The 13,894-nt window shown below is 48.2% G+C and carries 13 protein-coding genes; all 13 read left to right on the top strand.

Features of this window, described 5'->3' with window-relative positions; translation table 11 throughout:
* The first annotated feature begins 38 nt into the window (after window positions 1-38).
* Window positions 39-1,010, top strand: a complete 972-nt coding sequence (locus EAT1B_RS02995; RefSeq protein WP_012726651.1) for a PhoH family protein — start codon at window positions 39-41, stop codon at window positions 1,008-1,010.
* Window positions 1,011-1,052: 42 nt separating this feature from the next.
* Window positions 1,053-3,140 (top strand): HD family phosphohydrolase, encoded by a 2,088-nt coding sequence (locus tag EAT1B_RS02990; RefSeq protein WP_012726650.1) that lies wholly within the window; start codon window positions 1,053-1,055, stop codon window positions 3,138-3,140.
* A complete protein-coding gene (gene ybeY / locus EAT1B_RS02985; RefSeq protein ID WP_012726649.1) occupies window positions 3,118-3,594 on the top strand; it encodes an rRNA maturation RNase YbeY in 477 nt (158 codons plus the stop codon). Before EAT1B_RS02990 ends, ybeY begins: the two co-directional genes overlap by 23 nt.
* Window positions 3,591-3,938 carry a diacylglycerol kinase family protein gene (locus EAT1B_RS02980; RefSeq protein ID WP_012726648.1) on the top strand — a complete coding sequence of 116 codons (348 nt, stop codon included), beginning with the start codon at window positions 3,591-3,593 and terminating at the stop codon, window positions 3,936-3,938. The genes ybeY and EAT1B_RS02980 overlap by 4 nt, the downstream gene beginning before the upstream one ends.
* Window positions 3,939-3,968: 30 nt before the next feature.
* A complete protein-coding gene (gene era / locus EAT1B_RS02975; RefSeq protein WP_012726647.1) occupies window positions 3,969-4,877 on the top strand; it encodes a GTPase Era in 909 nt (302 codons plus the stop codon).
* 3 nt (window positions 4,878-4,880) lie between these two features.
* Window positions 4,881-5,630 carry a DNA repair protein RecO gene (recO, locus tag EAT1B_RS02970; RefSeq protein ID WP_012726646.1) on the top strand — a complete coding sequence of 250 codons (750 nt, stop codon included), beginning with the start codon at window positions 4,881-4,883 and terminating at the stop codon, window positions 5,628-5,630.
* A 294-nt stretch (window positions 5,631-5,924) separates the two neighbouring features.
* A complete protein-coding gene (glyQ, locus tag EAT1B_RS02965) occupies window positions 5,925-6,818 on the top strand; it encodes a glycine--tRNA ligase subunit alpha (RefSeq protein ID WP_193343263.1) in 894 nt (297 codons plus the stop codon).
* On the top strand, window positions 6,811-8,865 hold the full coding sequence (glyS, locus tag EAT1B_RS02960; protein ID WP_012726644.1) for a glycine--tRNA ligase subunit beta: 2,055 nt from the start codon (window positions 6,811-6,813) through the stop codon (window positions 8,863-8,865). Before glyQ ends, glyS begins: the two co-directional genes overlap by 8 nt.
* 21 nt (window positions 8,866-8,886) lie before the next feature.
* Window positions 8,887-9,516 carry a helix-turn-helix transcriptional regulator gene (locus tag EAT1B_RS02955; protein WP_012726643.1) on the top strand — a complete coding sequence of 210 codons (630 nt, stop codon included), beginning with the start codon at window positions 8,887-8,889 and terminating at the stop codon, window positions 9,514-9,516.
* Window positions 9,503-10,345: a pyruvate, water dikinase regulatory protein gene (locus EAT1B_RS02950; RefSeq protein WP_031423239.1), complete on the top strand. Its 843-nt coding sequence runs from the start codon at window positions 9,503-9,505 to the stop codon at window positions 10,343-10,345. The genes EAT1B_RS02955 and EAT1B_RS02950 overlap by 14 nt, the downstream gene beginning before the upstream one ends.
* 126 nt (window positions 10,346-10,471) lie before the next feature.
* Window positions 10,472-12,283 carry a DNA primase gene (gene dnaG / locus EAT1B_RS02945; protein WP_012726641.1) on the top strand — a complete coding sequence of 604 codons (1,812 nt, stop codon included), beginning with the start codon at window positions 10,472-10,474 and terminating at the stop codon, window positions 12,281-12,283.
* Between the two features lie 35 nt (window positions 12,284-12,318).
* Window positions 12,319-13,413 (top strand): RNA polymerase sigma factor RpoD, encoded by a 1,095-nt coding sequence (gene rpoD / locus EAT1B_RS02940; RefSeq protein WP_012726640.1) that lies wholly within the window; start codon window positions 12,319-12,321, stop codon window positions 13,411-13,413.
* 132 nt (window positions 13,414-13,545) lie between these two features.
* Entirely contained in the window at window positions 13,546-13,884 is a 339-nt protein-coding gene (gene cccA / locus EAT1B_RS02935) for a cytochrome c550 (RefSeq protein WP_012726639.1), read from the top strand.
* The last annotated feature ends 10 nt before the right edge of the window (window positions 13,885-13,894 follow it).

Genomic DNA, 13,894 nt, shown 5'->3' with positions numbered 1-13,894 from the left:
AAAGTAAAAGAGGAATATCCGATTTTAATGAGGGGGCAATGCATCCATTGATTATGACTGATAAAATACCATTCGTCATGGAACATGCGAACGAGGCACAAGCTTTACTCGGACCGAAAGATGAAGTGTTCCAGGCGATTGAAACAGAATTGAAAGTGGCACTCATCCCAAGGGGTGAGGAGTTGATTATTCAAGCTGACACACTTGAAGCTCTTGAATTAACGAAACAAGTGATCATCACCTTGCAGACGTTAGTGAAGAAAGGTGCACGTCTAAATGAAAGTGATGCCATCAGCGTCATCCAGCACATTCAAGTCGGAAAGGGCGATGAACTGCTCGAACATTATGAACGAGTCGTTTTCACGACGAATAAGGGGAAACCGATCCGTGCCAAGACAGTAGGGCAGAGTCGGTATGTTCGTGCGATTGAACGACGTGATCTCGTCTTTGGGATTGGACCGGCCGGAACAGGGAAAACGTACCTGGCTGTCGTGCTTGCGGCACGCGCCTTAAAAGAGGGGCAAGTCAAACGGATCATCTTGACGCGTCCTGCCGTTGAAGCGGGAGAGAACCTTGGATTTTTACCGGGAGATCTAAAAGAAAAAGTGGACCCTTATCTCCGCCCATTGTATGATGCGCTATTTGATGTGTATGGGGTGGAACAGACGAACCGTTTGTTAGAACGAGGTACGATTGAAGTGGCTCCGCTCGCTTATATGCGTGGACGAACATTAGAAGATGCGTTCGTCATCTTGGATGAAGCGCAGAATACAACAAAAGAACAGATGAAGATGTTTTTGACGCGACTCGGTTTTGGATCGAAAATGGTGGTCACAGGGGATTTGACCCAAGTCGATTTACCGAAAGGCAAGGCATCGGGGTTGCAGGAAGCATTACACTTGTTAGAGGGTGTGGATGGTATTCACTTTGAACACTTCAGTGCGTCTGACGTCGTCCGTCATCCGCTCGTCAAGAAAATCATCAACGCCTATAGTACGGACCTCACTTAAATGTACGGGTGAGGTCACAAGATCGTGAAAGGGGGGGCACGAATGCAGCAAGCTAAAAACTGGACAGTCGCGACCATCTCGTTGATTTTCTTTCTCTTATTAGGCGCCATTCTATACTTTACCGTGCGCCCATCCATCATCAGTGTGGAACCGCTCGGGATTGCCGAACAGGATATCCGGTCTCCGATCACGGTTGAGGACCGTGTTGCGACCGAACGATTGAAACAAGAAGTGACAAATGGTGTTGGCAGTCAATTCTCATTGAGAAAAGAATTTGCAGACCAACAAATCGCTAAAGTTGAGCAGTTGTTCGCAGCATTCGACCAGACGGATGAGGAGACTGAACTGGCGGACATTAAAAACCGTCTAAATTCTACAGAGGCGAACGGGGTATTAGCTGATGAAGAGTTGAATTCGCTTCTTGAAGCGAGTGAGGACACTCGACAAACGGTAGAAGATGTCACAGTCACTGCATTACAACAAGTGATGGACGATCGGATTGAGACGAGTAATGAAGCGGTCGCTGCCGCTCGAGACCGAGCTGCAGCGATTATCGATCAATCGCCGCTCTCGTTTGAGTTCCGTGCTATCTCGAAAACGTTAAGCGATGAACTTATCGTACCGAACTATGTGTTTGACTCTGAGGCGACCCGTCAAAAAGAACAAGAGGCCGTCGATGCTGTCGATCCTGTCATCATTCAAGAAGGACAGCTACTCGTCAGCCAAGGCGAGGTGGTGACTCGAGAGATTTACCGGAAATTAGAGCTATCCGGTGCCATCGACCCGAATCGTTCGCTTGCGCCGTTATTCGGATCATTCTTACTGAGTGCATTGTTGACCGGTGGGTTTCTGTTCATGCTCATTCGCTCGAAAATCAAAGACCTGTTACTGAGTCCGAAAATCCTAGTGACGGTCTATGGCTTGTTACTCTTACAACTTGGCATCTTTTTTGGTGTCGGATACATCGGTGTCGATTTTACGACATATGCCTATATTTTGGCGCCGACCGCGTTCGTCGTATTGCTTCTACGCATCCTAATCGATGAACGAGTCGCGCTCGCCTCAGCATTCATTACGATGATTGCCGGGAGTGTCGTTGTCACGTTCGGACAGAGCACGAATTTCATGACGCTCGTGTACGTGGCGACCGGTAGTTTTCTAGCTGTCTTTTTAGTTGAACCGAAAATTCAGCGAAAGCGACTATTCTTATCAGGGGTGTTACTCGGTTTCGTCAACATCATCATGGTCATCGCCTTACTCTTACTTCGGAACGTGCAAGTTTCCTGGGAAATGGCGATGTATCTTTCCGGATTTGCCGTCATTAGCGCCTTGCTCTCCATTGTCTTGACGTTCGGCTTCCTGCCATTTTTGGAACCGTGGTTTGGTGTCTTGTCTTCTGGTCGACTCGTTGAATTGATGAGTCCGACGCATCCATTGCTGCGGAAACTTTTAATGGAGGCACCTGGTACGTATCATCATAGTATGATGGTGGCGAATTTGGCGGAGTCCGCATGTGAGGCGATTGGCGCAGATGGTCTCCTCGCGCGTGTTGCGAGCTACTATCACGATCTTGGGAAGACGGAACGTCCCCTGCATTTCATTGAAAATCAGCAAGGTGGAGGGAATCCCCACGATCGCTTGACGCCTGAAGAATCGGCAGACATCATCATGGCTCATCCTTATGACGGAGCGGATCTGTTGCGACGTTATAAGTTACCGAAAGAAATCATCGATATCGCAGAACAGCATCACGGTACGTCTTTATTAAAATATTTCTACGTGAAAGCGAAAGAAGATCCTGATAAAGAGGTGTTAGAGTCTCGTTTCCGCTACCCTGGTCCAAAGCCACAATCGCGCGAGGCGGCCGTTGTCATGATTGTCGACTCAATCGAAGCGGCCGTCCGCTCGCAAAAACAACCGACGCCAGAAAAAATCCGAATGCTCGTTCGAACGATCATTCGTGACAAGTTGGCGGATGGGCAGTTCGAAGAATGTGAATTGACGACGAAAGAAATTTGGCGCGTCGGAGAGAGTGCGTGTGAGACACTGACCGGCTTGTTCCACGAACGAATCGAATACCCAGAATTAAAGAAAGAGGGAGAATTACATGCAAATCATCTCGAACGATGAACATGAATTGTTAACAACATCTCAAATCGAGCTCGTCGAGTCGATTTTACAACATGCCGCTCAATTAGAAGGGGTGGAAGAACCAAGCGAATTGTCGGTCACGTATTTAACAAATGCGGAAATCCATGAAGTGAACCGAGAATGGCGTGGCAAGGATGCCCCGACCGATGTCATCAGTTTCGCATTTGATGAGATGGGGGATGAGGAGATGGATTTCATGCTCGATGAAGATGAACCACATCTTCTCGGTGACCTCGTCATCTCGGTAGAACGTTGCCGAGAACAGGCGGCTGACTATGGTCATTCGTTTGAGCGGGAGCTCGGCTTTTTAGCAATTCATGGATTCCTCCATTTGCTTGGGTATGATCATATGACACCCGAGGAAGAAGCGGAGATGACGGCAAGGCAAGAAGAAGTGCTCACTCATTTTGAGTTGAAGCGAGGCAACGTGTGAGACCGTTCCGTGTGGCATGTGAGGGGATCCTCCATGCCGTTCGTTCGGAACGAAACATGCGTCTCCATCTCCTATCGGCTCTTCTTGTATTCATCTTTTCAATCTGGTTACAGCCGACAAGGCTCGAGACCGTCATCTTGTTCGGGTGGGTGATTGCCGTCATTAGCATGGAATTGATGAATACGGCAATCGAACGAACGGTAGACCTCGTGACGAAGGACGTCCATCCGCTCGCGAAGCAAGCGAAAGATGTTGCCGCAGGAGCCGTTTTAGTCGCTTCATTTGGTGCTGCCGTAACGGCGCTCATAATATTCGGTCCACGGCTATGGAACATGCTATACTAATAGTTCTGAAATTGAGAAAGCAGGTGCAATATGTATCAAGAAGATTTTAAATCCGGATTCGTCTCGATTATCGGGCGACCGAACGTTGGAAAATCGACATTCTTAAACCGTGTGATCGGACAAAAAATTGCCATCATGTCGGATAAACCTCAAACGACACGAAATAAGGTGCAAGGTGTGTACACAACCGATGATTCCCAAATCATCTTCATCGATACACCAGGGATTCATAAACCGAAACACCGCCTTGGCGACTTCATGATGAAAGTGGCGACGAACGCACTACGCGAAGTCGATGCGATTCTCTTCATGGTGAACGTGACGGAACCGCGTGGAGCCGGTGATGACTTCATTATTGAGAAACTCAAAGGGCTCGACACACCGATTATCCTCGTTATGAACAAGATTGATTTGATTCATCCGGATGAACTTCCGAAAGTGATCGAACAATATACGAACGAATTGGATTTCGCGGCGTACGTCCCGATTTCGGCGCTACAAGGCAACAACGTCGAACCGCTCTTAGGTGAGATCAAGAAATTGTTACCGGAAGGACCGATGTATTATCCGGCCGATCAAGTGACGGACCACCCGGAGCGATTCATCATTTCGGAGATGATTCGTGAAAAAGTGTTGCATAAGACACGCGATGAAGTCCCTCACTCGATTGCTGTAGCCATTGAATCGATCAAGAAACGCGAGAACTCTGAGATGATCGATGTCGAAGCGGTGATTATGGTGGAGCGTGATTCGCAAAAAGGAATCATCATCGGAAAAAAAGGCGCCATGCTTCGTGAAATCGGAACAGACGCGCGCCATGATATCGAAGCGTTGCTCGGAACTAAAGTTTATTTAAATCTATGGGTAAAAGTGCAGAAAGACTGGCGTAACAAGATGGGTCAGCTTCGTGACCTCGGTTTCCGCGACGACGAGTATTGAGCCATGTTACAAAAAGTCACGGGAATCGTCGTTCGTACCGTAAATTATGGGGAATCGAATAAAGTCGTGACATTGTTTACAGAGGAACTTGGCAAAGTCGCGATCATGGCACGGGGTGCAAAAAAACCGGGTAGCCGGTTTCATGCCTCGAGCCAGCCGTTTGTGGAAGGTGTCTATATCTTTCCGTCTAGCCGTGGACTCGCTCAGTTGAAATCATCTGATGTCATGACGTCTTATCCTGAAATCCGAAAAGATGTCGAACGGATGGCATATGCGATGTATTGGTTAGAACTCGTTGATCGGTCTGTCGAGGATCGTGTCCAAAATCGTCCACTATTTCGAATCTTACAGGATGCCTTGCAGGCACTGAATGCAGGCATGGACGCAGATGTCATCACGCACTATGTTGAATTACGTATTCTGCATCTGTTAGGTGTCGCCCCAGTCTTGACAGGGTGTGTGCGCTGCGGAGATGTGACGGATCCCATGTACTTCTCTGTCGCGTCCGGTGGCTTTTTATGTGCGCGACATCCAGAAGAAGGTGTGATCCTGCTGTCCGAACGATTGGCGAAACTACTATACTTGATGAGTAAGCACGAATTGTCTGAGTTTCGGAACGTCCCGCTATCGGATGAGTCCAGAGTCCTTTTGCGTCAGCTTTTTGATGCATATATGGAATCGTATAGTGGACTACGATTGAAGACGAAGCGAGTACTCGATCAAATGATTCGACTTCATCTGAATGAGGATTGACTTTTCATAGTGAATTCGATACGATGATGTACGATTAGACAAATGAAATAGCGTGCGCGATGAAGGAAAAAAGTAACTCTTCCTGTCATGAATGAAGCGAGTCCGGGGTGGTGTGAGCCGGGTGTCATGAGAAGAGCGAATGGCGATTCCAGAGCGCCCACATCTTTTAAGAGTGGTCCCATGATTGGGGCAAGTAGGGTGGAACCGCGGGAATCAATCCCGTCCCTATGTGCTAGGCACATAGGGGCGTTTTTTGTCGTTTCAATACTATTGGAGGTGTCATTAATGAAGCACATGACAGTGCAAGAAATCATTCTCACGCTACAAAACTTTTGGGCGTCAAAAGGTTGTTTGACGATGCAGGCGTACGATGTGGAAAAAGGAGCCGGGACGATGAACCCGATGACATTCCTCAGAAGCCTTGGGCCAGAACCGTGGAACGTCTGTTATACCGAGCCGTCACGCCGTCCTGCTGACGGTCGTTACGGGGAAAACCCGAACCGTCTATATCAACACCATCAGTTCCAAGTCATCATGAAGCCGTCACCGAGTAACATTCAGGAGTTGTACTTAGAGAGTCTTGAATTGATTGGCATCAATCCGCTCGAGCATGATATCCGTTTCGTCGAAGACAACTGGGAAAACCCGACGTTCGGAGCAGCGGGTCTCGGTTGGGAAGTTTGGTTGAACGGAATGGAGATCACACAGTTCACGTACTTCCAACAAGTCGGTGGAATCGAGTGTGACCCGATTGCCGTGGAAATCACATACGGACTTGAACGTCTCGCTTCATACATTCAGGAAGTAGAAAGTGTATTCGACCTTGTTTGGACAGATGGATTCAAATACGGCGATATCTTCTATCAACCTGAATTTGAACACTCGAAATATACGTTCGAACTGTCTGATGTTGATATGTTGTTCACGTTATTTGATACGTATGAGAAAGAAGCGAAGCGTGCGCTTGAAGAGAACCTTGTCTTCCCTGCATACGACTACATTTTAAAATGTTCGCACACGTTCAACTTGTTGGACGCGAAAGGCGCTATTTCTGTGACGGAACGTACAGGCTTCATCCAGCGTGTCCGGAACATGTCCCGTGCGTGTGCCGCTAAATTTATTGAAGAACGGGAACGCCTTGGATTCCCACTTTTGAAACAAGAGAAAGCAGGTGACTTGAATGCGTGACCTTCTGTTAGAAATTGGATTAGAGGAACTGCCGGCTCAATACGTCTTGCGTTCAGAGAAGCAGTTGGCGGAACGTGTTGACGCGTTCTTAAAAGAGGCGCGTGTTGATTTTGGCTCAATCGAAGTGTACTCGACACCACGTCGTTTGGCTGTCATCGTTCGGGATGTGGCTGAAACGCAACAAGATTTGACAGAAACCCTTCGTGGACCTGCCAAAAAGATTGCACAAGATGCGGAAGGTAACTGGTCGAAAGCGGCACAAGGTTTTGCGCGTGGCCGCGGATTGACAGTGGAAGATCTCTATTTCGCAGAAGAAAAAGGAGTCGAGTACGTCTTTGCAGAGCGTCATGAAAAAGGAAAAGAAACAGTTTCGTTATTGAACGGTCTTGAAGATGTGATCCGTAGCTTGACGTTCCCGAAAAACATGAAATGGGGAACGAGCAGCCTACGGTATATGCGCCCGATTCGTTGGTTGATCGCCCTCTTCGGTCAAGACATCATCGACTTCACAATCGAAGGCGTGAACACGAATAACGTGACGCGTGGGCATCGTTTCCTCAGTAAAGGGGACGTGGTCATCTCATCACCTGCCGAATATGTCCAGACATTAGAGTCTGCTTTTGTTATGGCGAACTACGAGATGCGTAAAGCTGAAATCGAACGTCAAATTCAAGAGCTTGCCACGAAACAAGGATGGACGATCCCACTTGATGCCGACTTGCTCGAAGAAGTGACAAACTTAGTCGAATGGCCGACCGCTCTCTTCGGGGAATTTGATGAAGCGTACCTCGACTTGCCTGAGGAAGTATTGATCACAACGATGAAAGAGCATCAACGTTATTTCCCGGTCTATCTCGACGGAACGTTGAAAAATTATTTTGTGACGGTACGAAACGGGAACGCCGAGCACCTTGAAAATGTAGCGCGCGGTAACGAGAAAGTTATTCGGGCCCGTCTTGCGGATGCAGTGTTCTTCTATGAAGAAGACAAAAAGACGAAAATCGATGATCAACTCGGACGTCTCGACCGCATCGTCTTCCATGAAAAATTGGGAACGACTGGTGCGAAAGCACGTCGCGTGACGAAAATCGCCAAAGAACTTGCGGCGTTGTTTGAGGCAGACCTTGAAAAAGTAAGCCGTGCCGGTGCCATTCATAAATTTGACCTCGTGAGCCAGATGGTATACGAGTTCACAGAACTTCAAGGGATCATGGGTGAGAAGTATGCACTCCAACAAGGCGAAGACAAGGAAGTGGCAGCGGCGATCCGTGAGCATTACATGCCACGCTTTGCTGGGGACGCTTCTCCAGAGACGGCAACAGGTGCCGTTCTTGCCCTTGCCGATAAATTAGACTCGATTGCAGCATTCTTTGGTATCGGGATGATTCCGAGCGGTTCACAAGACCCGTTCGCGCTTCGTCGCCAGGCCCAAGGTGTCGTTCAAATTCTTGGAGATTGGAAGATTGACCTCTCAATCGACACGTTGCTTTCAAAAGTTGTCGAATTGCAACTGGAAGCAGGACTCTATGAAGCCGATAAAGAACAAGTTAAGGCACAACTAGATGATTTCTTCAAACTGCGCTTGAAATATCGCCTGCAAGAACAGCAGGTTCGTTATGATGTGATTGACGCCGTATTGACGACCTCATTGACGGTTGTGCGACTCGATGCCCGCGCAGACGCGATTCAAGAATTTGTATCAACGGATGCGAAGGCATTGATTGAGCAATTGTCGCGTGTCGTGAACATCTCGAAAAAAGGTGAAGCGGGAGACGTCGATCCTTCATTGTTTGAGAACGATCATGAGATTGCGTTACATGATGCGATTGAACAGACCGCTCCTGCAACAGCCGATGCTGTCGAGATGGGAGATTACAAGAAAGCGCTCGACCTTCTACAACAACTCGAATCACCGATTATGATGTATTTCGAACATACAATGGTTATGAGTGATGACGAGGCGGTCCGCCAAAACCGTCTCCATGAAATGAACCGACTTGCAACGACGATTAAGCGTGTCGCAGATTTCAACGCGCTCGTACTCTAAACAAACTAGAGGGGGTTGGCTATGCAACTGAATGAACGCCAACAAAAAATCGTCGAGATCGTGAAGGAGAACGGGCCGATCACAGGGGAACAAATCGCACAAGAGCTCTCATTGACACGTGCGACCTTGCGGCCTGACCTCGCCATTTTGACGATGACAGGAATACTTGAAGCTAGACCTCGTGTCGGCTACACGTTCGTTGGCAAACGGAATTCGTCGATGCTCCGAGAAAAATTAGATTCGCTGACCGTAGGGGACTTCATGTCTTCTGCGAAAGTCGTACGGGATGAGATGACGGTATACGATGCGATTGTCACCTTATTCTTAGAAGATGTCGGCTCGTTATTCGTTGTCGGACGTGACCGGGAGTTAGTCGGAGTTTTATCTCGCAAAGACCTCCTTCGCGCGGCCATCGGAAATCAAGACTTAGACCAGTTACCCGTCAACGTCATCATGACCCGCATGCCGAACATCACGGTATGTGAGAAAACAGAAACGTTGATTCGGGCTGGGATGAAATTGATCGAGAAACAAATCGATGCCATGCCCGTCGTAGAAGAAAAGGATGGGAAACTGATTGTGCTCGGACGTATGACGAAGACCAATATGACGAAGGTGCTCATTGCGCTAGCGAACGATGAGTCGATCTGAGGAGGAAACCGAATTGACTACGAAACAACTCGTGTTCGTTGTAAGTGACTCGGTCGGGGAGACGTGCGAACTCGTCGTCCGGGCAGCGAGTATCCAATTCCACGAGAATGCGATTGATACTCTTCGCATCCCGTTCGTCGAAGATGAGCAGACGATTATCGATGTCGTCACGCAAGCGAAAGCACAACAGGCCATCATTGCGTTCACGCTCGTTAATGAGGAACATCGCGCCCTTCTCATGCGACTCGGTGAAGAACATCAAGTGAAGACGGTAGATTTGCTCGGAGATTTGCTCGATGTGTTATCTGGTCAATTGAAAGAAGCGCCACGTGAAAAGCCGGGGCTCATCTATCGATTGGATGATGATTACTTCCGAAAAATCGAGGCGATGGAGTTTGCCGTCAAGTATGACGATGGTCGGGACCCGCGTGGGCTGAAAAAAGCCGATATCGTGTTGGTCGGTGTTTCTCGAACGTCAAAGACGCCGCTATCTCAATATTTGGCACTGAAACGATATAAAGTCGCGAACGTACCGCTCGTTCCAGAATCGAGACCGCCTGAGGAGTTGTTTGATTTGCCTGCTGAACGATGTGTCGGGTTGATCATCTCTCCGGAAAAGCTGATTTCAATTCGGATGGAACGTCTCAAATCGCTCGGTTTGAAGCCGGAAGCCGATTATGCGCAACTCGAGCGAATCAATCGTGAACTCGAGTATGCGCGCGGTATTTATGAACGAATCGGTTGCGATGTCATCGATGTGACGAACAAAGCAGTTGAAGAAACGGCAGGGATCATCTTGCGTCATCTCGAACAGTCTAAAGATGATTGAATGAGTAAGTGTTTCAATTAGTAATCATTGCTTCAAGAGGGTATAATAGAGTATTGACAGTACAGTGAAACGGAACGTGATGAGCGTTCCGTTTCGTTGCGAGATTGGAAACAGGGAGTGGTCAACATGCCACGAATACCAGATGAAGTCATCGCAGAAGTGAAACAAGCGACCGATATCGTAGAATTGATTGGCGAACGTGTCGAACTAAAGAAACAAGGACACCGCCTTGTCGGATTATGTCCGTTTCATTCCGAAAACTCACCATCTTTCTCCGTCTCACCTGAAAAAGGGATGTATCACTGTTTCGGTTGTGGCGCCGGCGGAAATGTATTTACGTTCGTGATGGAAACCGAGGGGTTGTCGTTTCCTGAGACGGTCGAACGCTTGGCAACACGGGCGAATATTTCGGTAGACGGCATTCAAGGAGACGAGGAATTGACGCGTGAACAGGTATGGCGCAAACAGATGCGTGATGCGCATCGCCTTGTCGCCGACTTGTATCATGAAGTGTTGATGAAAACAGAAGCTGGAGAAGTGGGCTTAACGTATTTACGGAATCGTGACCTAGCTGAAGAGACGATTGCGCAATACAAGATCGGTTTTGCCCCAGACCAACGACGCTTTACTGTCGAGCTGTTGGAGCGGCGCGGGTTTGATTTAGAAGTAATGGTTGAGGCAGGTTTGATCTCAAAGTCGAAGTCCGGTGAATATTTTGACCGATTTGAAGGACGGGTCGTCTTTCCGATTGCGGATCGAGACGGCACCATCGTTGGCTTCAGTGGACGAGCGATTGACGACCGACAACCCAAGTATGTGAATACGGCTGAGACGCCACTCTTCAATAAGAGCGAGTTGTTGTTCGGTTTCTCCCAAGCCCGAGCGACGATGCGTAAGAAAAAACGTGTCTTCCTCGTTGAAGGGAACGTCGACGTCCTGCAAGTCGCGCAAGCGGGCACACAAGAAGTTGTGGCATCGCTCGGGACCGCGTTCTCCCCTCAACACGCAAGGGCGCTATCCCGCATCGTGGAAGAAGTCATCATCTGTTATGACGGAGACCACGCGGGACAAGAAGCGACACAAAAAGTCATCCGCCTCTTAGAAGCGTCTCCACTCGATGTCCAAGTTTTGCCACTACCGGAAAAGACGGACCCAGATGATTATATCCGTCAGCATGGGGCAACTCACTGGCAACAGTTTATTGAATCTGAGCAGTTGAGTGTTCTCGATTTTATGAATCGCATGTACCGACGTGGAAAAAACTTGAACCGAGAAGGAGAACGGATTCGCTTTATTGAATCTATGCTTGAAGAGATCGGTAAGACAAATGATTCGATTCGAAGAGATTTATATGTGAAGAAATTATCGGATGAGTTTGAGATCCCGCTAGAGACGCTCCGTTCGAGAATCCCTCGTCCGACGTCAAGCGAATCAACTCCCACCCGCGCGATGGAACCTGTAGAGCCGGTACGAAAACGCTCGAGTAAAGCAGGTGAGCCACGTTGGATGAAAGCCGAGAAGTACTTGTTGCGTGCGATGTTGACGGGGCCGGAGCAGGTCCGTTTCGTACGCGACCGTTTAGGGCTTCGTTATCAAGATGAAACCCATCGTATGTTAGGTTCAGCATTGTATGAAATCGTGTCCGAAACGATGACACAGGACGAGTTTGATCAGATCACGCTTCCGTTCATGGAGCGTTATTGCGATCAACGTCCTGATTATGCGATGCGCTTTGCAGAGATTCGTCTGATGGCTGGACCGGATGAACTGTCTGAAGATGTTTTAGACGAATACATTCGGGTCATAAACAGTTATGAGGAGCAACGTCAAATCGAGCGTGCAAAAAGGGAAATCGCTCAAGACGCCGAAAGTATTGTAGACCAGGCGTCCAAGCTACAAGAATTGATTGCCCGTAGTCGTCGTCTTCGAGAACGATGATCGTGGATGAAGTTTGGAAGGAGTTGAACTGCTAGATGGCAGAGAAGAAGAAAGAGGATTTATTTAACGCCATAGAGGAACTTGAAAAGTTAGGTAAGAAAAAAGGCGTCGTCTCAATGCAAGCAATCCAAGATCGCCTCAGTCACTTCGAGGTGGATTCGGATTTCATCGATAACTTCATCGAAGATTTAGAGGCTAAAGACATCCGCGTCACAGAAGATGCAGCGGACGCAGAAGAAACACCTGCGAAAAAAGAGGATGAAGAAGTCGATTTGAACGACTTATCAGTACCTCCCGGAATCAAAATCAACGACCCAGTTCGAATGTATTTGAAAGAAATCGGACGAGTCGATCTCCTCAGTGCGAAAGATGAGACAGAGCTCGCTAAACGAATCGAGCAAGGGGACGAGGAAGCGAAGAAACGTCTCGCAGAAGCGAACCTACGTCTCGTCGTGTCGATTGCGAAGCGTTATGTCGGTCGTGGGATGCTCTTCCTTGATTTGATTCAAGAAGGGAACATGGGACTTATTAAAGCGGTCGAAAAATTCGACTACATGAAAGGGTTCAAATTCTCGACGTATGCGACGTGGTGGATTCGCCAAGCGATCACACGTGCGATTGCTGACCAAGCCCGTACGATTCGTATTCCTGTACACATGGTGGAAACAATCAACAAATTGATTCGTGTCCAACGTCAATTGCTTCAAGACCTCGGTCGCGAACCTTCTCCGGAAGAGATTGCCAAAGAGATGGAACTCACACCTGAGAAGGTCCGTGAAATTCTAAAGATTGCCCAAGAACCTGTTTCTTTAGAAACACCGATTGGGGAAGAAGACGACTCACATCTCGGTGACTTCATCGAAGACCAAGATGCGATGGCTCCTCAAGATGCGGCAGCCTATGAATTGTTGAAAGAGCAATTAGAAGACGTACTAGATACGTTGACAGACCGTGAAGAGAACGTCCTTCGCCTTCGTTTCGGTCTAGATGACGGCCGCACACGCACACTCGAAGAAGTTGGTAAAGTATTCGGTGTCACACGTGAGCGGATTCGTCAAATCGAAGCGAAAGCCCTTCGTAAATTGCGTCATCCGAGTCGTTCCAAACGCTTGAAAGACTTCCTCGATTAATTTCATATTTGAATAAAGTGTGAAGTTTTAGAAGAAAGGAAGGAAAATGAGTGATTTTCCTTCCTTCTTTATTATTTTTTGAGTAAAATAGTGTTGGATAGAAATTTGGAATGAACATGAGGGGGAACTACAATGCGTAATCCATTGTTACCGTTTGCGGCAATCGCAATCGTCGCAATTATTGCCATGGTATCATTATCGTATTTTGGGGTGAATCAGGCGCAACAAGCGGCTGAAGGTCCAGCAGTCACTGAAATGAACCCAGAAGAGTTGTATGCTGCGAAGGGTTGCACAGGTTGCCACGGCGGAAACCTTGAAGGTGGCGTCGGTCCAGCACTTACAGGTGTCGGCGATCGTCTTTCACCAGAAGAAATCGCAAACATCATCGTCAACGGTCAAGGTGCGATGCCAGCAGGTCTTGCATCAGCTGAAGAAGCAGAAGTGCTTGCGAACTGGTTGATTGAACAATAAGAGGTGACGC

The sequence above is a fragment of the Exiguobacterium sp. AT1b genome (assembly GCF_000023045.1).
GTDB lineage: Bacteria > Bacillota > Bacilli > Exiguobacteriales > Exiguobacteriaceae > Exiguobacterium.
Note: the sequence above shows the minus strand (reverse complement) of the source record. Positions and strands in the feature narration are given on the sequence as shown.

What these genes read in the sequence shown, in the direction of transcription:
- EAT1B_RS02995 (WP_012726651.1), top strand. Translation starts at nt 39, where the DNA reads ATGCATCCATTGATTATGACTGATAAAATACCATTCGTCATGGAACAT.
- EAT1B_RS02990 (WP_012726650.1), top strand. Translation starts at nt 1,053, where the DNA reads ATGCAGCAAGCTAAAAACTGGACAGTCGCGACCATCTCGTTGATTTTC.
- ybeY (WP_012726649.1), top strand. Translation starts at nt 3,118, where the DNA reads ATGCAAATCATCTCGAACGATGAACATGAATTGTTAACAACATCTCAA.
- era (WP_012726647.1), top strand. Translation starts at nt 3,969, where the DNA reads ATGTATCAAGAAGATTTTAAATCCGGATTCGTCTCGATTATCGGGCGA.
- recO (WP_012726646.1), top strand. Translation starts at nt 4,881, where the DNA reads ATGTTACAAAAAGTCACGGGAATCGTCGTTCGTACCGTAAATTATGGG.
- glyQ (WP_193343263.1), top strand. Translation starts at nt 5,925, where the DNA reads ATGACAGTGCAAGAAATCATTCTCACGCTACAAAACTTTTGGGCGTCA.
- glyS (WP_012726644.1), top strand. Translation starts at nt 6,811, where the DNA reads ATGCGTGACCTTCTGTTAGAAATTGGATTAGAGGAACTGCCGGCTCAA.
- EAT1B_RS02955 (WP_012726643.1), top strand. Translation starts at nt 8,887, where the DNA reads ATGCAACTGAATGAACGCCAACAAAAAATCGTCGAGATCGTGAAGGAG.
- EAT1B_RS02950 (WP_031423239.1), top strand. Translation starts at nt 9,503, where the DNA reads ATGAGTCGATCTGAGGAGGAAACCGAATTGACTACGAAACAACTCGTG.
- dnaG (WP_012726641.1), top strand. Translation starts at nt 10,472, where the DNA reads ATGCCACGAATACCAGATGAAGTCATCGCAGAAGTGAAACAAGCGACC.
- rpoD (WP_012726640.1), top strand. Translation starts at nt 12,319, where the DNA reads ATGGCAGAGAAGAAGAAAGAGGATTTATTTAACGCCATAGAGGAACTT.
- cccA (WP_012726639.1), top strand. Translation starts at nt 13,546, where the DNA reads ATGCGTAATCCATTGTTACCGTTTGCGGCAATCGCAATCGTCGCAATT.